We start from the raw sequence: 24,901 nt of genomic DNA, 5'->3' as shown, positions 1-24,901 counted from the left end.
GTGACAGAATCTCTATGGACTTATTGACGCCAGCACACCTCTATGTTATACTTTCCCAGGAAGTAGAAGCCATCCGCTTCTCACCTTACGGCCTGCGGCCAGTAAGGTTTGCCCAGGAAAAGGTCTGTTTTTGGCGGGTGGAATCCACCCGCTTATATTTTTGAGAAACTGGGGGTACCCACTTCTCAATCACGGAGGTCTTTGACTGGGCGGTAAATCTAGCTGGAGGTGACGCATTATCAGCAAGGATTTGAGGGTCAATGGAGAAATCCGGACCCGGGAAGTGCGCCTGGTTGGCGTTGATGGGCAGCAACTGGGGATTATGCCGACGCGCGATGCCCTGCGCATCGCCCAGGAGCAGGGCCTGGACCTGGTAGAAGTAGCGCCGACAGCGCGCCCGCCGGTTTGCCGCATTATGGATTTTGGTAAATATAAATATGAGCAGAGCAAGCGGGAGCGCGAGGCCAGGAAAAAGCAGCGCATAATAAACATTAAAGAGGTAAAGCTGCGGCCCAATATAGAAGAGCATGACTTCCAGGTCAAAGCGCGCAATGCCATCCGCTTTCTGGAGGATGGCGATAAGGTTAAGGTGACCGTTATGTTCCGCGGCCGGGAGATTGCCCATGCCGACCTCGGGATGAAGCTGTGCCAGCGCCTGGCCGACCAGGTGGCAGACCTTGCCTCCATTGAAAAACCGCCCAAAGTAGAGGGGCGCAATATGGTTATGATCCTGGCCCCTAAAGCTTAAGGGAAAAATTATTCGAGGTGATACTATGCCCAAAATGAAAACCCACCGCGGCGCGGCCAAGAGGTTCCGCGTCACAGCATCGGGAAAAGTAAAACGAGCCAGGGCTTATAAAAGCCATCTGCTGGCGGGGAAAGCACCAAAGCGCAAGAGGCGTTTGCGCCAGCCTGCCTTAATTGATATCACCGATCGCAAGCGCATAGCCAGGCTCTTGCCTTATCAGGCTTAGAGGGAGGTAGGGAAAATGGCCCGTGTGAAACGTGGTGTGACCAAGCACCAGCGCCATAAAAAGATCTTGAAGCTGGCTAAGGGTTACTTTGGCGCAAAGTCCAAATTATTCCGCCCGGCCAACGAACAGGTATTGAAATCCCTGGCCTATGCTTACGCCCACCGGCGGCAGCGCAAAGGCGACTTTCGCAAGTTGTGGATTGCTCGCATTAATGCCGCAGCCAGGCTGCAGGGCCTTACTTACAGCCGCTTGATTAACGGCTTGAAAAAGGCCGGCGTGGAAGTTAACCGCAAGATGCTGGCCGACATGGCGGTGAACGACGTTGCAGGTTTCAACCGCCTGGTGAATATGGCGAAAGAAAAGCTAGGCCTCGGCGCCTAAAGAAACAGGGTGATAGGCCAGCCAGTTGGCAAAACTGGCCGGCCTTTTTCACTTATATCCTGCTTGACAAGGGCCGGCCCGGCCATAATAATAGGGGAAGATGCTTTTCTACACTATATTATAGAAGGTGAAAGAGTACGAGTATCGTTCGGGAATGGCCCTTTCGCCTGCGGCCACCTCAGATTATGGCCCTTGGCTTCGGGGTGGTTATCGCCACCGGCACGCTCCTCTTAAGCCTCCCTATTGCCAGCCAGAGCGGTCAACCAGTGGCGGTCATTGATGCCCTGTTCACGGCCACCTCGGCCACGGCCGTGACCGGCCTGGTAACAGTTGATACCCAGACCACTTATTCTTTATTTGGTGAACTGGTTATTCTTGCTTTAATTCAAATTGGCGGCCTGGGTTTTATGACCCTATCTACCCTGGTCGCCCTGCTCCTGGGCAAGCGTATCACCCTGAAGGAAAGACTGGTCATGCAGGAAGCCATGAACCAGCTGACGGTAGAAGGGGTTGTGCGCCTGAGCAAGTATGTCCTCATTTTTACCCTGTTTGCTGAAGGCCTGGGGGCGTTGCTTTTAAGTATCCGTTTCAGCAGCCAGATGCCCCTGGGACAGGCCATTTATTTTGGTATCTTCCATGCCGTCTCCGCTTTCTGCAACGCTGGCTTTGATCTTTTTTCCAAGAGCCTGGTTGATTACCGGGGCGATTTACTGGTCAACATGGTTATTACCTTGCTAATTATCTTTGGAGGTCTGGGTTTCAGCGTCGTAGCTGATATTTATACCAAACGTTCCTGGCAGCGGCTATCCCTGCACAGCAAGATTGTCATTCGTACCACCCTTTTGCTGATCGTTACGGCCACAGTAATTATCTTTCTCCTGGAGTATACTAACACGAAGAGCCTGGCGCCTTTGCCTCTAGGAGAGAAGATCCTGGCCTCATACTTCCAGGCCGTGACGCCGCGGACGGCCGGGTTTAATACCCTCATAATCGGCGACTTAAGGCCGGTAACCCTGCTTTTTATCACTATCCTGATGTTTATCGGTGCTTCACCGGGGTCGACTGGTGGCGGTATCAAGACAACTACCTTTGCTGCTATTGCCGTGGCTGTCTGGACCATTATCCGGGGTAACATTGATATTGAGGCATTCGGCCGGAGGTTACCCCGGGGTACAGTCTTAAAGGCCCTGGCCATTGCTGCTGTTTCCCTGCTCCTGGTAGTTACCGTAACTGGTATTTTATTAATTACCGAACAGGCAGATTTGCAAATGGTACTCTTTGAAGTAACCTCAGCCTTTGGCACCGTCGGCCTTTCCATGGGGCTGACGCCGAAACTGACAGCAACTGGCAAATTGCTTATTACCGCTACCATGTTTACCGGCCGGGTAGGCCCCCTGACCCTGGCCTTTGCCATTGCCCAGCGCCTGGGCCGCCAGGGAATAAAACATTATCCTGAGGAGAGGATTATTGTTGGCTAAAGGAGGCAGGGCTGTGAAACAGTTTGCCGTCATTGGCCTGGGCCGTTTCGGGTCCAGCGTGGCCCGCACCCTGGCCCGCATGGGCCACCAGGTAATCGCCATTGATAGCGACGAGGCCAAGGTGGAAGCCCTCATGAACGAGGTCACTACGGCCATCCAGGCTGATGCCCGCGATGAGGAAGCCCTGAAGGCGGCGGGCATTCGCAATGTGGACGTGGCCATTGTGGCCATTGGGGAAAATGTCGAGGCCAACATCCTGGTCACTTTAATCGTCAAGGAAATGGGCATCAAGTGCGTGGTCGCCAAGGCTCTGAACGACCTGCACGGTAAAGTCCTGGCTAAAATTGGTGCGGATAAAGTCGTTTTCCCGGAGCGGGATATGGGGGTCAGGGTGGCCCATACCCTTGCTTCTGGCAACGTCCTGGAGCACATCGACCTCTCGCCAGAGTACAGCATTGTGGAGATTGTGGCCCCGGCCAGGGTGGCGGGTAAGACTTTGGGGCAACTGAATTTACGCGCCCAGCACGGTGTCAGCGTCATGGCCATAAAACGTAACGAAAAAATCCTGGCTGCACCCGGTGCCGACGATGTGGTGGAAGAAGGCGACATCATGGTACTGGTAGGCCGGAACAAGGCCCTGGAAAGGTTGCAGGAGAGTTAAACAGGCTAGGCGCCTGGACGGCGGCATCCTTCCGCTGCTTTGCTCCGCTTTAATTAGGTAACTCCTGGGTTAACGGATCAGGGGCTAGAGGTGAAGTTCTGCCGCCGGAGGAGTTAAGGTAGCATTTCGTAGAAGGTGGAAACGGCAATGAAGCAGGCCGGACTAATTACTTCACCAGCCAACCGCTACGTTAAGCTGGCCCGATCCCTCCGGGAACGCTCCGGCCGGGAGAAAAAAGGTCTTTACCTCATTGAAGGGATTCACCTGCTGGAGGAAGCCCTGCAGGCCGGGATACCCCTGGAAGTTGTTTTGTACAGTCCGCAGGTTTTTGCCACTCCCCGGGGGGAGCAGCTGGTTGCCGGCCTGCAGGGGGCGGGCTACCGCTGCCTGGCGGTGACGGGAGATTTGATGGCGGCTATCAGCACTACCGTCACGCCGCCGGGGATTGTGGCCGTCGCCCCTATCCGGGAGCAACCCCTGGCCGCCCTCCTGGCGGCGGCACCGCCTTTCCCCCCTCCCTTCCTTATGATTGCCGCCGCCATCCAGGACCCGGGCAACCTGGGCACCATCTGGCGGACGGCCCTGGGCGCTGGCGCCACGGGACTGATCCTGACCCGCGGCAGCGTTGACCCCTTTAGCCCCAAGGTAGTCCGGGCGGCCATGGGCGCCACTTTTAAGCTGCCGGTGGTTAGTGGAGTAGAGCCGGCCGTTCTGGCCCGGGAGCTCCGGGCGGCCGGGTTAAAGCTGGTGGTGGCCGATGTCGGCGCCCCGTTAGTTTTCTGGCAGGCGGATCTACGGGGCCCGCTGGCCCTGGCTGTGGGCAGCGAGAACCAGGGGCCGGGGCCGGAACTGCGTATGGCAGCTACCGCCAGGGTGGGCATTCCCCTGGCAGGACCGGTGGAGTCCTTGAACGCTGCCGTAGCGGCGGCCCTCCTTTTGTACGAAGCCCTGCGCCAGCGGCAGGATTTTTGCCGTTGATCTAAGGAAAACTTTGGGTTAGAATGGAGGTGAAGGCAGGTGAGCGCTATGCCGGAAGAGAGCTTGCGGGAAATAGCAGCAGCTAATGAGCCACCACGTACCCTGGCTTCACCGGAGTTTTTCTTTCTTTTACAGCGTATAGACCGGCTCGACGAAAAATTGACGAAAGAAATCCGGGATGGGGACCAAAAGTCCGAAGAACGCATTAGCGCGGTGGAGCAAAAGCTGAGCCAGCGTATTGATGCTGTAGAGCAAAAGCTGAGCGAGCGTATTAACGGTGTAGAGCAAAAGCTGAGCGAGCGTATTAACGCTGTAGAGCAAAAGCTGAGCGAGCGTATTAACGCTGTAGAGCAAAAGCTGAGCGAGCGTATTAACGCTGTAGAACAAAAGCTGAGCGAGCGTATTAACGCTGTAGAACAAAAGCTGAGCCGGCGCCTCGAAGAAGTTGAACATAAGTTGGGTCAGCGTATCGATGCTATTGACGGTAAATTAAGCAATCGTATTGATAAATTGGATGACAAGCTTGGTAACCTCAGATTCTGGGCTATCAGCGCCGTAATTACCATTGTTGTGGGTTTTATCGGGACCATAGCAACTTTGCTGTACAAGTGATGAGGGGGATAGTGTTTTAACTTTGAAGGGGACGGCAGTTCCACCTGCCCCCTTTTTATTTTGCAAGTTTATAGTTACAACCCACCTAGCCCTTTTAGACCTGCATTAAAAATCCGGCACATTTTCGGCACTAGTTATTCGTCGGAGAATTGGAGAGCGCTTATATTATGGCTATACCGGGTTTTCTTATAGCAGGTGTATCAACTGTCCTCTTTCCAGAAGTTGCCAAAATGGGCTACGGGTCCCCTCCTTTTAATGGCGATCCTGGCCGGATGGGGTGTTCCCCTCACCAATGCATCAATTGGAGCTTTGCCAACAGATATGCTTAAAAATCCAGAAATCGCGGGTAAACTTTTCGGTTTGATCATTTTGGTTGGGATTAGCGGTGCTGTTATTGCTCCATTTGCGGTTACCTCAATCAGCTCTTCCCTTGGCTGGACGGCCGCCTTTATGGCACTTGGGATAGGTGCATTGGCGGGTGTGGTTCTGGGCTTAATCATTCCTGCTTTCCGTTTAAAAGAAGGAGCCTAGGTAAATATTGGTAGCTAAGATACTAAGATGGACTATTGGGCGCCATAAAGCTGGCTTCATGGTCAATAAGAGAGACATGGCTTGGGGCGCTCAAAACCTTATTTTTTGCCTTGTCACGGCCAGGGGGCTATGCTATAATTAACTGAGGTTACCCCCAAAAGCTCCTGGAAAGGTCGTGATAGGGTGTTCCTGTCGGCGGAGTTCTTTTGGAGGCTTTTCGAAAAAACCGGTTCCATTGCTGCCTACATTATTTACCGCAGGCTGGTTACGCAATAGGTAAAACATGATAAGCGTCTAAATGCCATGAATGGGCAAAGTAGCCGGTACGGAACCCACAGGGAGGCGGCGTCGTTGACTGGAAGCGCTGCTGGGGAAAGGCCGCGTGAAGTTCGCCCAGGAGCAGCAGGCTGAAAAGAAAAAGTAGGCTGTGCCGGTGTTCCCGCCGTTAGAGGGGAACGGCATGATGGTGCCGGTAGACTTGGGGTGGTAAGGATAGTTTTAAGCTTTCGTCCCGAAGGGGCGAAGGCTTTTTATTTTGCCATGCTTGGGGTGATGGAGATGCTAAAAACTATTGCAGCCATCAGGGAGGCAGCCCTGGCCCGGGTGGCGGCTGCTACCAGCAGCGAAGAACTGGAGGCTATCAGGATCCAGTACCTGGGTAAGAAAGGAGAATTGACCGGGGTATTAAGGGGCATGGGGAAACTCTCGCCTGAAGAGCGCCCGCGGGTTGGGCAGCTGGCCAACCAGGTCCGGGAGGAGCTGGAAAAAGCCCTCCAGGAGGCTAAAGATGACCTTTCCCGCCGGGAACAGGCCGCGCGCCTGCGGGCGGAGGCCATCGACGTGACCCTGCCGGGACGGCCGGTGCCCCGGGGTTACCGCCACCCCCTGTACCAGACCTTGAATGAAATCAAGGCCATCTTTATGGGCCTGGGTTTTGACGTGGCCGAAGGCCCGGAAGTGGAGAGCGATTATTACAACTTTGAGGCCTTGAATCTTCCTAAAGAACACCCGGCCCGGGATATGCAGGATTCCTTTTATATCACCGAGGACGTCCTGCTCCGCACCCATACCTCCCCTGTCCAGGCGCGGGTCATGGAAGCCCGGCGTCCCCAGGTTCCCATCCGCATTATCGCGCCAGGCAAGGTTTACCGGCGTGACGATGACGCTACCCACTCGCCCATGTTCTTCCAGGTAGAAGGCCTGCTGGTGGATAAGCGGGTAACCTTTGGCGAACTGAAGGGAACCTTGATGGCCTTTATCAAGCAGATGTTTGGTGACCAGGTCCAGGTGCGTTTCCGGCCCAGTTACTTCCCCTTCACCGAGCCCAGCGCCGAGGTTGATATGTCCTGTGTCATGTGCGGCGGCAGCGGCTGCCGGGTATGTGGCCACAGCGGCTGGCTGGAAATCCTGGGCTGCGGCATGGTCCACCCCCGGGTTTTAAGCATGTCCGGCTACGACCCGGAAGAGGTGAGCGGCTTTGCCTTTGGCCTCGGGGTAGACCGGGTGGCCATGCTGAAGTACGGCGTTGACGACCTGCGCCTCTTCTATGAAAACGACCTGCGCTTTTTAAGGCAGTTTTGAAGGAGTGACCTCACATGCGTGTACCCTATAAATGGCTGAAGCAGTATGTCGACATCGACCTGCCGCCGGAAGAGCTGGCGGAAAAACTTACCATGGCCGGCCTGGCGGTGGAAAACATAGAAAGCCTGGCCCCGGATTTTCAAGGGGTGGTGGCCGGGAGGATCAAGACTATCGCCCCCCACCCCAATGCTGAGCACCTGGTCATCTGCCGGGTTGATGCCGGCCGGGAACTCCAGCTGGTAACGGGGGCGCCCAATGTGTACGCCGGCCAGACGGTGGCCGTGGCCCTGGAGGGAGCGCGGTTACCGGCAGGGAAGGAGATACGCCGGGCTACCTTCCGCGGTGTGGCCTCCGAAGGCATGCTCTGCTCGGCCCAGGAACTGGGGCTGGATGTCAGCCTCATTTCCCCGGCCGACCGGGAAGGGATCATTACCCTGCCGCCGGATGCTTCCCCGGGTGCTGATGCAGCTGAGGTCCTGGGGCTCAATGATGTCGTGCTGGTTCTGGAACTTACTCCCAACAGGTCCGACTGCCTGAGCATCCTGGGCGTCGCGCGGGAAGTAGCGGCCCTTACCGGTGCACCTTTACGCCTGCCGGAAATTGCCGTCCGGGAAGACGAGCGGCGCATTGAGGATCTCGCGGCCGTGGAAATTGAAGCTCCCGACCTGTGCGCCCGTTATGTGGCCCGCCTGGTGAGCGGGGTGCGCATCGGCCCCTCTCCCGGGTGGCTCCAGGCCTGCCTGCGGGCCGCCGGCATGCGGCCGATTAATAACGTGGTGGATATAACCAACTTTGTCATGCTGGAAATGGGCCAGCCTTTACACGCCTTTGATTACGACCTCCTGCAGCAGCACCGCATTATCGTCCGCCGGGCCGAAGCAGGGGAAAAAATAAAGACCCTGGATGATGTGGAGCGGGAACTGGACCCGGAAATGCTGGTCATTGCCGACGCTGCCCGGCCTGTGGCCGTGGCCGGCGTCATGGGCGGGCTGGAGACGGAGGTTACCCCGGAGACAACCAACATTCTGATAGAATCCGCTCATTTTGACGGCGCTTCCATTCGCCGTACCTCCCGGAAGCTGGGCCTGCGCTCGGAAGCCTCGACCCGTTTTGAACGGGGTGTCAACCTGGAAGGGGCAGCCGCCACTGCCGACCGGGCGGCCCAGCTCATGGCAGAACTGGCCGGCGGTAGTGTGGCCCGGGGCCGGCTGGATTGCTATGTAAGGAAGCGCCGGCCGGTAACTATACTTTTAAGACCGGAACGGGTAAACTACCTCCTGGGGACTACCCTTACGCCGGCGGCCATGAAGGAACTCCTGGAGCGCCTCCACCTGGAAGTCAGCGGGGAAGGGCCTTTCCAGGTAACTGTTCCGGCCTACCGGGGCGACCTGACCCGGGAAATCGACCTGGTGGAAGAAATTGCCCGGCTGTACGGCTATGATAACATCCCGGTGACCCTGCCGGGGAATATCACCGCCCGGGAAAAGCAGACCCCGGCCCAGCGCTGGGAGGAAGCCGGCCGGGAGGCGGCGGCAATGGCCGGGCTGGCGGAAGTCGTTACCTACAGCTTTATCGGTCCCCGAGTCCTGGACCAGCTGCAGCTACCCCCCGGCCACCCCTGGCGGCAAGCGGTAAAAATCCAGAACCCCCTGAGGGATGAGCAGAGTATCATGCGGCCCTCCCTCTTACCCGGTTTACTGGAGGTGGCCGGCCGTAATGCCAGCCGCCGGGTGCTGCCGGTGGCCATTTATGAACTGGGCCGGGTATTTATTCCCTCCGGCCGGCAGTTACCGGTAGAGCCCTTACGCCTGGGCGGGCTGGTCATGGGGACTACCGGCCGCGGCTGGAACTGGCCGGCGGATGAGATGGATTTCTTTTATCTTAAAGGCATAGTGGAAAATATCCTGGCCAGGTTAAGAATCAAAGCCATCACCTGGGAAGCAGCCACTGCTTATCCCTTCCTCCATCCCGGCCGGGCGGCAACTATCAAGGCCGGAGAGTTAAGCCTGGGATTCTTAGGCGAACTGCACCCGGACGTCCTGGCGGCTTTTGATCTACCATCCAGGGCCTGTGTCTTCGAGCTGGACTGGGACCAGGCAGGTACCCTGAACCAGAGGCAATTGGGTTACGAGCCTTTACCCCGTTTCCCGGCCGTGGAAAGGGACCTGGCGGTGGTGGTAGCGGATAATCTCCCGGCGGCGGCAGTAGAAGAAGTTATCATGGAGGCCGGGGGCGACCTGCTCAAAAGCTGTACCCTCTTTGATGTCTACCGGGGTGCCCCTGTCCCTGAAGGTTACAAGAGCCTGGCCTATGCCCTGGTGTACCAGGTGCCGGACCGGACCCTGACGGATGCTGAGGTCAATGCCGCCCAGGAAAGGATACAAAAGGCCCTGGAGGAACGCCTGGGCGCTACCCTGCGGCAATAAAATATATTGTTTTGCAGCCAGAAGGATTTTACCGCCCGGAAGCGAAAAAGGTAGAAAATACTACCTGGCAAGAAGGAGGGATTAAACTTGCCCCAGGCCGAGCGGAAGATCGCTGTCCAGGACCGGACTACTGTCAACATCAATGGGCAGGATTATATTGTCAAGGGGGAAGCGCCGGAATATATCCAGATGCTGGCATCTTATGTAGACAAAAAGATGCGCCAGGTCAGCCAGAAGTTCCCCCATTATCCTCCGGTAAAGGTTGCCGTGCTGGCGGCCCTAAATATTGCCGATGAACTCTATAAAGTTCAGCAGGATTACGATACCCTGGTAAAATTGATACAGGAGGAAAAACGGGGTTGACCAACCTGGAGCTTGCCTGGGCCTTGACGGAAATGGGCGACTTGCTGGAATTAAAGGGGGAAGAACCCTTTAAAGTGCGCGCCTATCACCGCGCCGCCCGGGCCCTGGAAAACCTGGAAGAAGAGGCGGCCGCCCTTTATGCCCGGGATGCCCTGGAAGAGATCCCCGGGGTGGGCAAGAACCTGGCCAAAAAAATCGCCGAACTGTTAACTACGGGCCGGTCTACCTTCCTTGAGAATTTACGGCGGGAAGTACCGCCGGGCTTGAGGGAAATGCTGGCCATCCCCGGCCTGGGCAGTCGCTCTATACGCCAGATTCACCAGGCCCTGGGTATTACCACCCTGGAAGAGCTGGAGACGGCGGCGCGGGAGAAGCGCATCAGGACCCTGCCCGGCATGGGCAGCAAGACGGAGCTGGCTATCTTACGGGGCGTGGAAATGTTAAAGGAAGTACGGGAACAGGTGCCCCTGGGGGTAGCCCGGCCCCTGGCTTTGCTCTTGCGGGACCAGATTCTCCTCATACCGGGAGTTGAAAGAGTGGCCATAGCCGGCAGCGTCCGCCGCGGCCGCGAAATGGTGGGCGATGTTGACCTGGTGGTAGCCGTGCAGCCCGGTAACCAGGTAGCAGACGTCATGACCCGGTACCCCCATGTGAAGGAAGTGCTGGCCAGCGAGCCGGACCGCCTTTCCTTACGGACAACCCTGGGCGTGAAAATTGAAATCATCCTGGTTCCACCGGGGGACTTTGCGGCTACCCTGTTTTATGCCACGGGATCAAAGGCCCACCGCCGGCGGCTAATAAGCCTGGCCGCCAGCCAGGGCCTAGGCGTGGCTGATCTGGGCCTCGTTACCCCGCGCTGGTTAGCCGAAGAGAAGGCTGTCCTGGCCGCAGGCCAGGAGGACCAGCCTGCCATTTCCGCCGGGGACGGCATCTCCTCCGGCAAGCTTGCGCCCTGGAAGGAAGGGGTCATTGATGACAGCTTCGTTGTGAATTACAGCTATCAGATCCCTCCAAACGGAGTGGAAATAGGAGAACCCTTTTTTTACCGGCGCCTGGGCTTGCCTTACATTGTGCCGGAGTTGCGCGAGGACCGCGGGGAAATAGAAGCCGCCCTGAGGGGTGAGCTGCCGCGGTTAATTACCCTGGCGGACATTCGCGGCGACCTCCACATGCACAGCCGCTACAGCGACGGTGTGGCAAGTATTGCTGCCATGGCCGCAGCGGCGCAGGCCAGGGGGTACCAGTATATTGCCATTACCGATCACTCCCGCTCCCTGGTGGTGGCCAGGGGCCTGAGCGTCGAGCAGTTAAAGGCCCAGCGCGAGGAGATTGCCCGGCTAAATGAAGAACTGGAAGGCATCACCATCCTGGCCGGCATCGAAGTCGACATCCTGGCCGACGGCCGCCTGGATTATGAAGATGACGTTTTAAAGGAATTCGACCTGGTCATCGCCTCGATCCATTCCGGCTTCCGCCAGGAAGAAGAGCAGGTGATGGCCCGGCTGGAGGCGGCCCTGCGCCACCCCTACGTGGACATCCTGGGGCACCCCACCGGGCGCATGCTAGGTCGGCGCCGGCCCTACGCGGTAAATGTGACCAGGATTATTGAACTGGCCGCCGCCACGGGTACCATCCTGGAGATCAACGCCAGCCCCGACCGGCTGGATTTAAACGATACGGCGGCCCGCCTGGCCAGAGAATACGGCGTGCCCATAGCCATTAATACCGACGCCCATGACCCTAACCGCCTGGCAGACATGGAATACGGCGTCCTCACCGCCCGGCGCGGCTGGCTGGAACCGGAGAATGTAGTCAACACCTGGGAACTGGAACTGTTGCTGGCCAGGCTAAAGCGAAACAGATAAAACATGCGGCCATATCCCTGCAGTTTCTTTAGGACTTATACCTGTCCCTTGCATCCAGGCCGCTGAATTGCTAACATGATAAAAAACGAAGGGAGCAATAACCTTGCCCAAGCGTTTAGGCATCCTTACCGGGGGCGGCGACTGCCCCGGCCTCAATGCCGTCATCCGGGCGGCTACGAAGACTGCCTATAGCCATGGTTACGAAATGATTGGTTTCCTGGACGGCTATACCGGGGTGGTAGAAGGGCGTTATATCAAACTAGAACCGCCGGTCATTTCGGGTCTCCTCCACCGGGGCGGCACCATCCTGGGGACCAATAACCGCAGCAATCCCTTTTATTTTCCCGTCAAAGAAAACGGTGAGGTTATTTACCGTGATATGTCGGATAAGGCCGTGGCGCGCCTGGAGCAAATGGGCATCGAAGTGCTGCTGGTAGTGGGCGGCGACGGCACCCTGGCCGGGGCCAGGGATTTCAAGGCCAAGGGGGCGCGGGTAATCGGTATTCCCAAAACTATCGACAACGACCTGGCGGCCACTGACCAGACCTTCGGCTTTGACACGGCGGTTAGGACGGCAACCGAGGCCCTGGATAAGCTGCATACCACGGCCGAATCCCACCACCGGGTCATGGTCCTGGAACTCATGGGCCGCTATGCCGGCTGGATTGCCTTGTACAGCGGGCTGGCCGGCGGGGCCGATGTTATCCTGATACCGGAAATCCCCTGGCGTATAGAAGGGGTGTTGAAAAAAATAGAAGCCCGCCGGGCCGAGGGTAAACCTTTCAGCATCGTTGTTGTCGCCGAGGGGGTCAAGTCGCCGGAGGGCGAATTGGTGGTCCAGCGCCGGGTGGAAGGCAGCGTGGAGAGGGTGCGCCTGGGCGGCATCGGCCAGCTGGTAGGGAAGTTAATCGAAGAAAAGAGCGGCATTGAAACCCGGGTGACCGTCCTGGGCCATATCCAGCGGGGTGGTTCGCCGTCGTCCTACGACCGGGTACTGGCCACCCGCTTTGGCGTGGCGGCAGCAGAGCTGGCCGTCAAAGGTATCCACGGGGTCATGGTCTGCCTGCAGGGCAACACCATTTCTTATGTTACCCTGGAAGAAGCTGTCGGCAAACCCAGGACCATACCTTTAGATCACCAGCTCCTGGCCACCGCCCGGACTATAGGAATCAGCTTTGGAGATGATTAACGGCATTTTCGTCGACAGCCCGGTCTTCTTTTTTTTGTTCCGGCTATTTCCTTTACTTAGCCCGTCTTAATTCCATGATAGCAGTTTCCTGGCGGGCGGTTTTGCCCAGCAGGTAATTAACATCCAGGGCGATTATATCGAGCCGTTCATCCAGGTGTTTTTGGAGTTTGGCAATCTCGTCCCCCCGCAGCTCAAAAGCGTCAAACAGGACGTTGATTTTCGGCAGTAGTTCGTTATCCAGGCGGTTTTCGATTTTAATCATTCTTTGTTCCAGATAGTCTAACTGTTTGCTGTGCTGCTGCAGAATTTCAGTATGCTGCTGCAGAGTTTCAGTATGCTGCTGCAGAATTTCAGTATGCTGCTGCAGAGTTTCGGTATGCTGTTGTAATGTCTTTTTGATTTCTTCCTGTCCCTGAAGGATCTGTTTTAAGATTTCTTCCATATAATCCACTTTCCTTTCTCAGGGTTATCTTTTAAAGGATATAAGTTCTCCGCCGGGTAAAAAATTCCTTCCAGGTCCGGGCTGAAAAATTAACTTGCAATTTTGTTGCTAATCGTGCAAAATAGATCTAGAACAAACCTGACCGTACGGGTTTAAAACGCCGGTGCGGGAGGGTGTAAAAGCTAATCCTGCGGCAAGGGGCAACCTGAACCTCAAGGGAGGGGAAATTGGCATGAGGGTTAATTTTTAACGCTTGCCGGCAGATTATTCAGGCTGGCAGGCGTTTTTTGGTTTAGATGCATTGGGAACTTTCAGGTGCAGCCTTGTTTGGGGAAGGAGTATGACGGTGGAAAACCGCCTGGGAGTTGTGGGCATAGTAATCGAAGATCGCGAACATATTGCTGCCAGGGTCAATGCTATTTTAAGCGATTACGGTCACTGTATCGTCGGCCGCATGGGTATTCCCTACCGGGAGCGGGGCGTGGCCGTTATAGCTTTGATTGTCGACGGCACCACCGATACCATCGGCGCCCTGACGGGGAAGTTGGGTAGCCTTCCCGGGGTGAAAGTGCGGGCGGCCCTGACGGGGAAAGAGAAGTAACGGGTGCGCCCGGGTATCCGGCTTAGGCGGCATGCTGTCTCCCTCTGAAGGTTAAAGAGGAGGAATGGGCGCGCCGGGTTTATCAAGCAGGTTTTAGCCGGACCTGCGGCTTTGAGAATGGGTTCCATATCAATGACGGTGGAGGAGAGGTAGGCTGTGCGAACGGAATTTGCCGCCAGTTTAGAAAGAGCGGCTGCCGGGGAAGAACTCACCAGGGAAGACATTATAAATTTGCTGGCCGCGGCTCAAGGCGCCGAAGAAGTGGCCCTCTACCGGCTGGCTGACAGCGTTCGCGCCCGGGTGGCCGGGGACGAGGTCCACCTGCGCGGCGTTATCGAGTTTTCTAATTACTGTCGCCGCCACTGTTGTTACTGCGGCCTGCGGGCTGATAACGCAAAGTTACAGCGATACCGCTTGATGCCGGAAGATATTGTCGCTGCGGCCAGGCGGGGGGCGGAACTGGGTTATGGCACCATCGTCCTCCAGTCGGGGGAAGACCCCTGGTATACAGGCCCGATGCTGGCTGAGATAATAAGGGAAATAAAAAAGCTGGGAGTAGCCGTAACCTTATGCGTCGGGGAGAGGACCAGGGATGAATATGCCATGTGGCGGGAGGCCGGGGCCGACCGCTACCTTTTAAAGCATGAGACGGCCAACGCCGATCTCTACGCCCGCCTCCACCCCGGTATGAGCTGGCAGGAACGCCTCCGGTGCCTCCAGTGGCTGCGGGAACTTGGTTACCAGGTGGGTTCCGGCAACATCATCGGCCTGCCGGGCCAGACCCTGGCCGACCTGGCCGATGATTTAATTCTCCTGCGGCAGCTGGACGTGGAAATGGCAGGTTTGGGCCCCTTTATCCCCCACCCGGCAACGCCCCTGGGCGGGGAACCGGCGGGGAGCTTAGACCTGACCTACCGGGTGGTGGCTACCGCCCGGCTGGTCATCCCCTATGCCCACCTGCCGGCCACCACGGCGGTGGGGACCCTGTCACCCACAGGCCGCCAGCTGGCCCTGCAGCGGGGGGCGAACGTCATCATGCCTAACCTGACCCCGACCCGCTACCGGGCTGATTACCAGATCTACCCCAATAAGATTTGCGTCAACGAAGGCCCGGAAGATTGCCGCCACTGCCTGGAGGGTATGGTACGCGCTTTAGGGCGGCGGCTGGGGCGGGGACCGGGACACACGTTGAAGCCGTTACCGGTCCAGTGAATGGTATGAAGATCGCAGGGCTATTTTATTAACCTTTCCCCCTGAGCTCTTCCACCGTTTTCTCCTTTCTAGTTGGGATTTTTATTTAAGTAGTACTTTATTTAACAAAAGTCTATAAAACGGAGTGAAAGCGGAGAGAAAGCGGAGAGAACCCGGATACAGGCTTAAGTATTATTAAACTGGATGGAGGCAATTTCCATGCAAAGCGGTTATCATGCCGACTTTATCAATCATGAAGAGATAGAAGGTTACCTGGAAGAAGCCAAACGGGCCACCAGGGATGAAGCTGCCCGCATCGTTGCAAAGGCCCGGGAAGCAAAGGGCCTGGAGCCCTACGAGGTGGCCGTTTTGCTCCAGAACGACGACACGGGCGTGCGCCGGCAGATGTTTGCCGCCGCCCGGGAAATAAAAGAGAAGATCTACGGCCGGCGCATGGTCCTTTTTGCCCCCCTCTACTTCAGCGACTACTGTGTTAATAACTGCCGCTACTGCGGCTACCGGCGGGAAAACAAATTTGAACGCCGCCGCCTGGAACCGGCGGAACTGGAGCGGGAGGTACGCATTTTAGAGTCCCTGGGGCATAAACGCCTGGCCCTGGAAGCCGGGGAAGACCCCGTCCACTGCCCCCTGGACTACGTTCTGGACGTTATCAACCGCGTCTATCACATTACCGAGGCCAATGGTAATATCCGCCGGGTGAACGTCAACATTGCCGCCACCACTGTGGATGCTTACCGTCAGCTTAAAGAAGCCGGCATCGGCACCTACATTCTTTTCCAGGAAACCTACCACCGGCCGACTTACGCCTACATGCACCCCGGCGGCCCTAAAGCGGACTACGACTGGCACACCACGGCCATGGACCGGGCCATGGAGGGTGGCATCGACGACGTTGGCCTGGGGGTCCTCTTCGGCCTCTACGATTATAAATTTGAGGTGATGGGCCTGCTCTACCATGCCCGCCATCTGGAGCAAACCTTCGGCGTCGGGCCCCATACCATCTCCGTACCACGCCTGCGGCCGGCGTATGGCATTAACCTGGAAAATTTCCCATATCTAGTTAACGACGACGATTTCAAGAAGCTGGTAGCCATCATCCGCCTGGCCGTGCCCTATACCGGCATGATCGTTTCCACGCGCGAGACGCCGGAGCTCCGGGCTGAACTCCTGGCCCTGGGGATTTCCCAGCTCAGCGCCGGCTCCTGCACCGGTGTCGGCGGTTACGGCCGCCATTATACTGAAAACAGCGACGACGTGCCCCAGTTTGAAATCGGCGACCACCGCCACCCAGATGAAGTAATCCGTGATCTGTGCCAGCGGGGCTATCTCCCCAGCTACTGTACGGCCTGTTACCGCCGCGGCCGCACCGGCGACCGCTTCATGGCCCTGGCCAAAACCGGCGAGATCCAGCATGTATGCCAGCCCAACGCCATCCTAACCTTTAAAGAATACCTGCTGGACTACGCCAGCCCGGCTACCCGGGAAGCAGGGGAAGCTGCTATCAGGGAACACCTGGCCCAGATACCCAGCCCGGCCATCCGGGCCGAAACCGAACGCCGCCTGGAGCGCATTGCCGCCGGCAAAAGGGATTTGTATTTTTAATTGCAGCCTCCCGGACCTCATACTGTACCCCCCACTGGGCAGGAGTGGGGGTTATTTATTTATCCCTTGCTCAACTGGTAACCTTGGGATTAAACAAGCCCCAAACTTTAATCATACTCCCCGGTAACGCAGCAGGAATTTTTTCCCTTGGTGTCGAATTACTGCCTTACCACTGTTATACAGTAGTAATCTCCTACTAAAGAAATTGGTAGTCAATCGTCTTGGCCATCCTAGAACTTAAAGGCATGATAAAATGAAACATACCAAGAAAAACCGGCAGCATCCCGAAATTTGAAAAATATTTATTTGGCACACTTATCCCCGTCAATATTTGACGGTTCAGGTTTTTATAATAGGTGCTAGGCAGGTGCGCTAGCATTATTTCTATGACGTACTGCTACCGGCGAGGCAGAGGGAGTGTATCTATGCGCTTAACTGTTACCTTTAACGCAGCCGGTGATTTCATATTGCCTGTAGAATACAATCACCTTCTTCAAGCAACCCTTTATCACCAGATAGAGCAACCGGCCTTGAGGAGTTTCTTGCATGAACAGGGCTTTGAATTAGGCCGGCGGAAGTTCAAGCTTTTTACTTTCTCTCGCCTTCACGGGCGGTTACGGGTCGATAGAGCTGGCCAGAAAATGATTTTTTCTCCGCCAGTAAAGTTTACGGTTTGCTCCCCCATCTCCTTTGTAGTGCAGGAAATGGGTAACGGCTTTTTGAAACAGGGACGGGTCAGGCTAGGGGATGCCCTGCTGGAAGTGGAACGGGTGGAAGTAATCGATACCGTGGTACGGGAAAGGGAGATCCTGGTTCAAATGCTTTCCCCCGTGGTGGTATACAGCACTCTGGAGAGGTCTGCTGGCCGTTACACTTATTACTATTCGCCTTTTGAGCCGCGTTTTTGCGAGCTCGTTTTGGCCAACTTGGCTAAAAAATACCTGTTAATATTTGGCCGGCCGGGTGACACGCGCGATTTTAGCATTGCGCCAGCCGGGGTTAGGGAAAAGGATTTTAAAGTAGTTAAATACAAAGGCACGGTAATTAAAGGGTGGATGGGTACTTATCGCCTCCGAGGCGACCCCCAGCTTTTAGAGGTGGCCCTTAATGCCGGGCTTGGTTCCAAGAATTCCCAGGGATTTGGATGCTGCGAATACTCGCGACCTTCATAGAAATGATTTGCTGTATGCTAAATCGGCCCAGGAGCAATAACTAATTATTCCAGAACAATGGGGGGCGGAAAGAATGCTGGAGGCCATGTCCGAGCTGGGTAAGGCGCTGGCCGGTACAGGAGGGGAGGAATTCTTAGCTAATATACTGGAGCCCTTGCCCAGTCGAACCCGTAAAGGCCAAACCAGAAAGGTAATTTTGCTAGATTTTGATACCAGGGCTGACAAGATTAACGTAGAAGTGGAGGAGGTTAAGGAAAAAGAAACTCCTAAGAAATATCTCTGGATCGGTAATGCCAAGGGTAATAAACCGCAAAGATCGGCTGCTACTTCTTCCTTAATCTATCTTTTATCCCAGACCTTACCCAATATAGCCAGAGAGTTGCCGGAAGGGAGCTCCTTAAGGGCCCAGGTGGAGAAGGTCTTAGCCCACTTTTACCGGGATATGCCGGGTGGTATGAAGGTCCTGGATGTTGAGGGTTTTGGCCTGGCGGGAGAGGGCTTTTCCATGACAGGGCTCCTGGAACAGGTTAAGGGGAATTCAAAAAACTTTCTCAAGAAATTAACAGACGCGGTGGAAGCCTGGATCAGGAAAAATTGGGGCTTGAGTAAGGACGAGATTGCTCTGTGGGTGGTGAGTGTGGATGGAGTACCTTTAAGCAGCCACCCGGAGTATAGAGACCTTGTTTACCGCATTAAGATTGAGGATGCTTTAGAGGAAACTATCTCCGGTTGTTGTTCCAGTTGCGGCTTGCCGGGCCAAGTAGCAATAGATGTATTCAAGGAGCTAGAATTTAAGTATTACATACTTGACAAAATTAGCTTTGCTTCGGGGGTGACAGAAAAAGGTTTCTACCATAACCTTACCCTTTGTGCGAGTTGCTACAGCAATCTTCTGGCTGCCGAAAAGTTCGTCAAAAATTGGCTCAACACCCAAATAGGGAACTTTAATTGTTATGTCATTCCAGGCTTTCTTTTTGAAGCCTTACCGGCTAAAAAGGATTTGGAAGATTGGGCTGCCTACGTGATCAATACTATTAAGGTGGCCAATAATCTTAAGAGCCTTTACGAACTGGAAAAGGAACTGGACGAGTTCTTAGAGGAAGGTCCTTTGGACAATAAGGCTATACTCAACCTGTTATTTTATCACAAGCCCGCCGGTCGAAGCGAATTTAAAGTATTGCGTTTGATCAAGGATGTTTCTCCCACGCGTATTAAGAAGCTTGTAAGAAGCATAAACAAGGTTAGCGATGTCGGTAAAGGCTTACTGGGGGGTGAAAGCAGGGAATGGGTTATTGATTTGCACAAGATCTATTACTTAATACCTTTGAAGACCGGTGACGTAAACGAATACAAGAAAATACTGGACATCTACGATTCCTTGATCAGCGAGAGGCAGTTTGATTATGCCTTCCTCATCAATCAGTTTACCGAGCTAATTGCTATTTATCAGCTGCGGCGTTTCTCGAACAGTAATATCAGGGTGAAGGATGAGAAGTATGTGGAATATAGTATGGCCATGGCGGTACTGCAAGCCAACCTTTTCCTGTACCTGTTGCGTAAATTAGGCCAATTAAAGGGGGTGACGGGTGTGAGTGAGGATTTTCAGCAGCTTAACGTGGACCAGAATATGAAATCATTCTTGCAGGAAATGGGATATAACGGGGCGCAAGCAGCTATGTTCTTGCTGGGGTATTTGATCGAGCAGGTGGGCTGGAGCCAGGCCCAGCATGGCCATGAGAATAAGCCGGTCCTGGAAAAGATCAATTATCAGGGTATGAGCCTAGCTCGCCTCCAGCATTTGGCCAATGTGGTTTTCAATTTGCTGCACCAGTACAAGATTCTCACTTTTAATGAGCGGCTGTATGCTGAAATGAAAAAAGTTATGGACCAGTACGTGAACAGCTGGCCTCTTTCCCCGGAAGAAAATGTTTTCTATCTCCTGTCGGGTTATTCCTATGGCGTGCGCCGGGCTGCCTCATACAAGGGCAAAGAAGAACAGGCATAAAACCATCTTGCCAAGGAGGTATGTGCTTAAATGGCCGAATTAGTAAAAAATAACAGGGAAATCCTTTACATCTACGATGCCAAGATGTGCAATCCTAACGGGGATCCCGACGATGAAAACCGCCCTCGTATGGATTATGAACGGGAACGCAATCTGGTAAGCGATGTCCGCCTCAAGCGGTACATAAGGGATTACTTACAGGATAAGTTTAAAGATAAGGAACAGCAAATTTATATTACCAAGGCTGAGGGCGTGGTTAACGCCACCGAACGCCTCAAAGTTATTCTGGGCAAGAATAAAGTAGGACAGGAGGACATACCGGCCTTATTGGAGAAGCTTATAGACGTGCGGCTCTTCGGTGCTACTATGCCCATCAAAGCCGATGGCGGCAGAACAGGTTCTTCCCTGACTTTCATAGGGCCGGTGCAGTTCAACTGGGGATACTCCCTTAACCGCGCTACACTGGTGGATTCCGTAAGCATTACTTCCCAGCTTGCTGCCGAAAGCGGTAAGGAGCAGGGCACCATAGGTAAAGATTACCGGGTATATTATTCCCTTATTGCCTTTCATGGCATTATAAGCGCCCGCCGGGCGGAGAAGACGGGTTTGACCGAAGCCGATATTGCTTTGCTGGATGAAGCCCTCCTCAAGGCCATCCCGTTGCTGGCTACCAGGAGCAAGATCGGCCAGTACCCGCGGCTTTACCTCCGCCTGGAATACAAGGATGCCGATACCTTCTGTGGAGACCTGCGTGAATATTTAAGCCTGGAGGAGACTACGGGTTTAAGGGAAATTAGCGATGTGAAGCTGCGTCTGGATGGAATGGCTGACTGCTTAAAAAGCATAGCTCCCTGGGTCGCTCGGGTATATTGCTGGCAGCACGAACACCTCTGCACGCTGTACCAGGGACAAGAAGTGAGACTTCCTTTGTGGTTAGAAGGAGTGATAGGTAAGGGCAGAGTTCAGGTATTGCAGGCCTGAAACAGGAAGGAACGACGGCTTATGCAGGACATAGTGGTTTTCGACCTGACCGGTCCCATGGCGCATTTCCGTAAATTTTATACCAATTCCTCCTCCCTCTCCTATGCTTTTCCCCCCAGAACAGCCTTGATGGGGATAGTCGCTGCTATCCTGGGGTGGGAGCGGGATTCCTATTACGACTTACTGTCGCCCGTTAAGGCTCGCTTGGCTGCGGCCATCAAGGCGCCGGTGCGGAAGACCATTCAGACGGTAAATTATATACGGACCACAAACATCAATGAAGTCAACGGCAGCGGAGGAGGCACCCAGATCCCCATGGAGATACTCCTGCCTGCCCAGGAATTTACCAGCTTGCGCTACCGCGTATATTTTTACCACGCAGATAAGGAGATTACAGGAAAGCTGGCAGCAAGTCTGGAAGAAGGGAAAAGCCGCTATCCCCTTTACCTGGGGCTAAGCGAATTCATAGCGAAGCCAATTCTGGTAGATTTGGTGAGTGAAAAGAGTATCCAGGAGGTGCAGCCGGGGAGGGAGGTCGAAGTGGTGACAGTATGCAATGCTCAGGCCATAGAGCGGTTGAATTTTACTGGTGAGGGCGGTGACCTCCAGTATATAAGAGAAAAAGCTCCCCAAAGCTTTGGCCCTGGCCGGGAACTGCGGCCGCCAGTTTCCATAATTTACGAAAAGAACCAAAAGAAAATGCGCGGTATATTTAAAGTCCCTGTATATTCCCTGCGCTATCGGGCGGGAGAGGAAGAGGTTGTGAGTTTCCTGGAGGTATAGGTAATGGAGTTTTACTCCCACCCCGGTAAACCGCTGGACCTGCATTTAAGGGAAGTGGCCATGGAAATGCAGCAATGCCTACAGGACATCCCGGGGCCAGGACGGGATGTCCTGCATATGCTTGCCGCTGTAACGGGATTTACCCACGACTTTGGCAAATATACTACCTTTTTTCAAAGGTACCTCCTGGAAAAGGTTAGGGATGGTGACAAACATCACCACGCCTTTATTTCAGGCCTTTGGGGAAGTTACCTGGTAACAACGCTACTAAAAAAAGAGGAAACCACCTTAGAAGCCACCTTAGCCTTTGCACCCCTTCTATGTTTTATGGCGATTACACGGCATCATGCCAACTTAGATAACCTGGAAAGACACCTGGTCAGACCTGGCGATTTAGAAGAGCCTGAGCTTACGGAAGTCCAGCCGTCCTTAAGGTATAAGTTGCAACTAGTCGAGGAACAGGTCGCTGACCTGTTTGCTCGGCGCGAAGATATTATTACCAGCCTGGTTAATGCCCAGGAACCCTTTAACTTTTTTTCTCCCGACCTACTGGAGACGTTTTGCTCTAGCTGGCGGGGAATATATGCCCAGCTTTACCGGCTGCACCGGCGCTTCAAACAGGCGGATGGCTTTACCAGGAGAAAGGCCTATTTCCTCCTGCTGGCCCTGTACTCGGCCCTGATAGATGCCGACAAGAGGGAAGCTGGGGGAGTAGGGGCTGTTCCCCGTTGCTGGCTACCTCCCGGGGCTGTGGATAGTTTTAAAGAGAAAAAGTTTGCTGCCTCCTCCAGCGATGACATAAATTCGCTACGGGAAGAGATTTACCAGAAAGTAACTAATACCATCACCCGTGTTTCTTTAGATCAGCATTTGTTTACCCTCACGGCTCCCACAGGTGCGGGGAAGACGCTGACCTCCTTGAGCGCCGCCCTCCGGTTGAGGGAGCGCTTGCACAGGGAAAAGGGTTATAGCGCGAGGATTATTTATGCCCTTTCTTTTACCAATATAATTGACCAGACTTTTACAGTTTTTGGCGATGTCCTGCGAGCATCCCTCAAGGACTTCGCTGCTAAGGAAAGCAGTTACCTCCTCAAGCACCATTACCTGGCCGACACCATTTATAAGCTGGAAGGGGAAAAGGCGGGGGAAGAATTTAGCCTGGAGGAATCTTTATTGCTTATAGAGAGCTGGCAGAGCGAGATAATTGTAACTACCTTTGTGCAGCTATTACATTCCCTTATAGGCTTTCAAAATCGCATGTTAAAAAAATCGAACAAACTATTAGGCTCCATAGTTATTATGGATGAAGTCCAGAACATACCGGTGGAGTACTGGGAGCTAGTGCGGGAGGTGCTAAAGGGACTAGCTGAATACTTTGGGGCTTACATCATTTTGATGACAGCTACTAAGCCCTTGCTATTCAAGTACGGCGAGGCCAGAGAACTGGTGGGCGATGAAGAGTTGGTCAGGAAATTTTTTAACCGGCTGAACCGGGTGCAGGTCCAGGTAGATTTACGTCCTAAACGGGTAGTAGAGGTGGCAACTGAATTTGCTCGCCAGTATGACCCTTCACGTTCTTATTTGCTTATAGTAAATACCATTAACTCTTCCCTGGAGCTTTACCAGTGCATAAAGCAGTTTTTGCGGGAACAAGGGTACAGGCCGTTGATGTTTTATCTTTCCACCAACGTTGTACCCTTGGAACGAAAAAAACGGGTCGAGGAGATCAATCAAGCCCTATCTTCTGGGCACAAGCCCGTAGTCGTGTCAACTCAGGTAGTAGAAGCTGGTGTGGATCTTGATTTTGATATTGTATGGCGCGATCTCTCCCCTGTTGATTCCATCATACAGGCGGCAGGGCGCTGTAACCGGCACGGCCATAAGCGTGGCGGACTAGTATGCGTACTCCACCTGGTAGATGAAGAGGGGCATACCCTGGCTAATAGGGTATATGGGGCTATTCATTGCCACGTCATCCGGAAGATTTTTGAGCAGTACAGCGAATTCACGGAAAAAGATTTTTTTGATCTCGTGGAAGAATTTTTCCGGATTGTGGAGGAGAAAAAGAGCAAAGACGAGGCGGCAAAAATAATTGCAGCCATGGAGGATTTATATTTCAGCGACTTGAACAATGAAAGCAGGATAGCAGTATCTGAATTTAAACTTATCCAGGAATTGCCTTCGTATGTAGATGTTTTTGTAGAACTGGATGAGCGTGCCCGGGAGATATGGCAGTTTTACCAGGAGTTTGTTTTGAAAGAGAAAGATCTGCTACGGCGGAGGCATAACTTCCTGAGCATTAAGAGAGATTTTTACGAACGGATTGTTTCTGTCCCGGCCAAGCTGGCTTTGGGGCTGGACAGTGCCACTAGACCCTTGTACCTGAGCTGTGATATCTTGGAGCAGTACTATGAACGGGAGACTGGTTTCCGGCGGCAGCGCGACGATGATCCTATTATACTGTGAAAAACATTTAGCCATAAAGCTATATGGTGGAGTTTAAAGCATGGAAAAAGAAGGCAAGATAACCGGTACCTTAGTACAATCTTATATGATCTGTCCGCGCCAGGCGTGGCTTATGGCCCGGCACGTGACACCTGACCAGGATAATGTGTATTTGGAAATAGGACGCCTGGTACAGGAGCAGGCCTATGAACGGGATAGGAAAGAGATATACATAGGTCACTTAAAAATAGACGTACTTCGAAAAAGTAACAAGAGTTTAGTAGTCGGTGAAGTAAAAAAATCGTCCCGGGCGCGTGAGGCTGCCCGGCTTCAGTTGGCCTTTTACCTGTACGAGTTAAAGGAAATGGGGATTGAGTCCGAAGGGGAGTTACTCTTTCCAGAAGAAAGGGAAAAGGAACACGTATTTTTAGACGAGGCGACAGAGGCAAGGATAATAAAGTTAAAACAAGAGATCGCGGAAACGGTTTATACTATAATGGACCCAGAAAACTAGACACAAAAACAGGGGGTCCTAAGCGTCAAATGAGTGTACGAAAGAAATATCCAACAGATTTTAAAGCCAAAGTTGTGCTGGAAATCCTTAAAGAAGAAAAGTCTG

General features: G+C 54.1%; 23 protein-coding genes. 22 read left to right on the top strand and 1 reads right to left on the bottom strand.

Annotated features, from left to right (window positions below; all coding sequences use genetic code 11):
- Positions 1–250: 250 nt before the first annotated feature.
- The 13 genes from infC (at position 251) to MOST_RS14930 (ending at position 13,039) form a co-directional block, all read left to right on the top strand.
- Positions 251–748 (top strand): translation initiation factor IF-3, encoded by a 498-nt coding sequence (gene infC / locus MOST_RS14995; protein WP_211295971.1) that lies wholly within the window; start codon positions 251–253, stop codon positions 746–748.
- Positions 749–773: 25 nt separating this feature from the next.
- Complete coding sequence (rpmI, locus tag MOST_RS14990) at positions 774–974, top strand: 50S ribosomal protein L35 (protein ID WP_054937731.1); 201 nt, start codon at positions 774–776, stop codon at positions 972–974.
- A 15-nt stretch (positions 975–989) separates the two neighbouring features.
- Positions 990–1,355 (top strand): 50S ribosomal protein L20, encoded by a 366-nt coding sequence (gene rplT, locus MOST_RS14985; RefSeq protein ID WP_054937732.1) that lies wholly within the window; start codon positions 990–992, stop codon positions 1,353–1,355.
- 185 nt (positions 1,356–1,540) lie between these two features.
- Positions 1,541–2,833: a TrkH family potassium uptake protein gene (locus MOST_RS14980; protein ID WP_054937733.1), complete on the top strand. Its 1,293-nt coding sequence runs from the start codon at positions 1,541–1,543 to the stop codon at positions 2,831–2,833.
- 13 nt (positions 2,834–2,846) lie between these two features.
- On the top strand, positions 2,847–3,494 hold the full coding sequence (locus MOST_RS14975) for a potassium channel family protein (protein WP_054937753.1): 648 nt from the start codon (positions 2,847–2,849) through the stop codon (positions 3,492–3,494).
- A 147-nt stretch (positions 3,495–3,641) separates the two neighbouring features.
- A complete protein-coding gene (locus MOST_RS14970) occupies positions 3,642–4,472 on the top strand; it encodes a TrmH family RNA methyltransferase (protein WP_054937734.1) in 831 nt (276 codons plus the stop codon).
- Positions 4,473–4,511: 39 nt separating this feature from the next.
- Positions 4,512–5,084, top strand: coding sequence for an apolipoprotein A1/A4/E family protein (locus tag MOST_RS14965; RefSeq protein WP_161952861.1), 573 nt, complete (start codon positions 4,512–4,514; stop codon positions 5,082–5,084).
- A gap of 255 nt (positions 5,085–5,339) precedes the next feature.
- Positions 5,340–5,615: a hypothetical protein gene (locus MOST_RS14960; protein ID WP_129588698.1), complete on the top strand. Its 276-nt coding sequence runs from the start codon at positions 5,340–5,342 to the stop codon at positions 5,613–5,615.
- Between the two features lie 558 nt (positions 5,616–6,173).
- Positions 6,174–7,196 (top strand): phenylalanine--tRNA ligase subunit alpha, encoded by a 1,023-nt coding sequence (gene pheS, locus MOST_RS14950; protein WP_054937754.1) that lies wholly within the window; start codon positions 6,174–6,176, stop codon positions 7,194–7,196.
- Positions 7,197–7,210: 14 nt separating this feature from the next.
- Entirely contained in the window at positions 7,211–9,622 is a 2,412-nt protein-coding gene (gene pheT / locus MOST_RS14945) for a phenylalanine--tRNA ligase subunit beta (RefSeq protein WP_054937737.1), read from the top strand.
- An 87-nt stretch (positions 9,623–9,709) separates the two neighbouring features.
- Positions 9,710–9,985, top strand: a complete 276-nt coding sequence (locus MOST_RS14940; protein WP_054937738.1) for a cell division protein ZapA — start codon at positions 9,710–9,712, stop codon at positions 9,983–9,985.
- Positions 9,982–11,850, top strand: coding sequence for a DNA polymerase/3'-5' exonuclease PolX (locus tag MOST_RS14935; RefSeq protein WP_054937739.1), 1,869 nt, complete (start codon positions 9,982–9,984; stop codon positions 11,848–11,850). Before MOST_RS14940 ends, MOST_RS14935 begins: the two co-directional genes overlap by 4 nt.
- Positions 11,851–11,953: 103 nt before the next feature.
- Positions 11,954–13,039, top strand: coding sequence for a 6-phosphofructokinase (locus MOST_RS14930; RefSeq protein WP_054937740.1), 1,086 nt, complete (start codon positions 11,954–11,956; stop codon positions 13,037–13,039).
- A gap of 52 nt (positions 13,040–13,091) precedes the next feature.
- Here MOST_RS14930 and MOST_RS14925 read toward each other — a convergent pair whose 3' ends face one another.
- On the bottom strand, positions 13,092–13,481 hold the full coding sequence (locus MOST_RS14925; RefSeq protein WP_054937741.1) for a hypothetical protein: 390 nt from the start codon (positions 13,479–13,481) through the stop codon (positions 13,092–13,094).
- Between the two features lie 346 nt (positions 13,482–13,827).
- Here MOST_RS14925 and MOST_RS14920 point away from each other — a divergent pair, with 346 nt between their 5' ends.
- From MOST_RS14920 to cas4, 9 genes are all read left to right on the top strand, one after another.
- The gene (locus MOST_RS14920; protein ID WP_054937755.1) at positions 13,828–14,082 is read left to right on the top strand and encodes a TM1266 family iron-only hydrogenase system putative regulator; all 255 of its coding nucleotides are present in this window, start codon (positions 13,828–13,830) and stop codon (positions 14,080–14,082) included.
- A gap of 156 nt (positions 14,083–14,238) precedes the next feature.
- Positions 14,239–15,294, top strand: coding sequence for a [FeFe] hydrogenase H-cluster radical SAM maturase HydE (gene hydE / locus MOST_RS14915; RefSeq protein WP_054937742.1), 1,056 nt, complete (start codon positions 14,239–14,241; stop codon positions 15,292–15,294).
- A 198-nt stretch (positions 15,295–15,492) separates the two neighbouring features.
- A complete protein-coding gene (gene hydG / locus MOST_RS14910; protein ID WP_083476771.1) occupies positions 15,493–16,896 on the top strand; it encodes a [FeFe] hydrogenase H-cluster radical SAM maturase HydG in 1,404 nt (467 codons plus the stop codon).
- Positions 16,897–17,321: 425 nt separating this feature from the next.
- The gene (gene cas6, locus MOST_RS14905) at positions 17,322–18,068 is read left to right on the top strand and encodes a CRISPR-associated endoribonuclease Cas6 (protein ID WP_054937744.1); all 747 of its coding nucleotides are present in this window, start codon (positions 17,322–17,324) and stop codon (positions 18,066–18,068) included.
- Positions 18,069–18,141: 73 nt separating this feature from the next.
- Entirely contained in the window at positions 18,142–20,073 is a 1,932-nt protein-coding gene (locus MOST_RS14900) for a TIGR02556 family CRISPR-associated protein (protein ID WP_054937745.1), read from the top strand.
- A gap of 30 nt (positions 20,074–20,103) precedes the next feature.
- Positions 20,104–21,054, top strand: a complete 951-nt coding sequence (gene cas7b / locus MOST_RS14895) for a type I-B CRISPR-associated protein Cas7/Csh2 (RefSeq protein WP_054937746.1) — start codon at positions 20,104–20,106, stop codon at positions 21,052–21,054.
- 21 nt (positions 21,055–21,075) lie between these two features.
- Positions 21,076–21,837, top strand: coding sequence for a CRISPR-associated protein Cas5 (gene cas5 / locus MOST_RS14890; protein WP_054937747.1), 762 nt, complete (start codon positions 21,076–21,078; stop codon positions 21,835–21,837).
- A gap of 3 nt (positions 21,838–21,840) precedes the next feature.
- Positions 21,841–24,303 (top strand): CRISPR-associated helicase/endonuclease Cas3, encoded by a 2,463-nt coding sequence (locus MOST_RS14885; RefSeq protein WP_054937748.1) that lies wholly within the window; start codon positions 21,841–21,843, stop codon positions 24,301–24,303.
- A 40-nt stretch (positions 24,304–24,343) separates the two neighbouring features.
- Positions 24,344–24,796 (top strand): CRISPR-associated protein Cas4, encoded by a 453-nt coding sequence (gene cas4 / locus MOST_RS14880; RefSeq protein WP_054937749.1) that lies wholly within the window; start codon positions 24,344–24,346, stop codon positions 24,794–24,796.
- Positions 24,797–24,901: the final 105 nt, after the last annotated feature.

Source organism: Neomoorella stamsii, from assembly GCF_002995805.1.
GTDB classification, from domain to species: Bacteria; Bacillota; DSM-521; order Neomoorellales; family Neomoorellaceae; genus Neomoorella; species Neomoorella stamsii.
The sequence above is the reverse complement of the archived record's forward strand: the minus strand, read 5'-3'. Positions and strand labels throughout refer to the sequence as shown.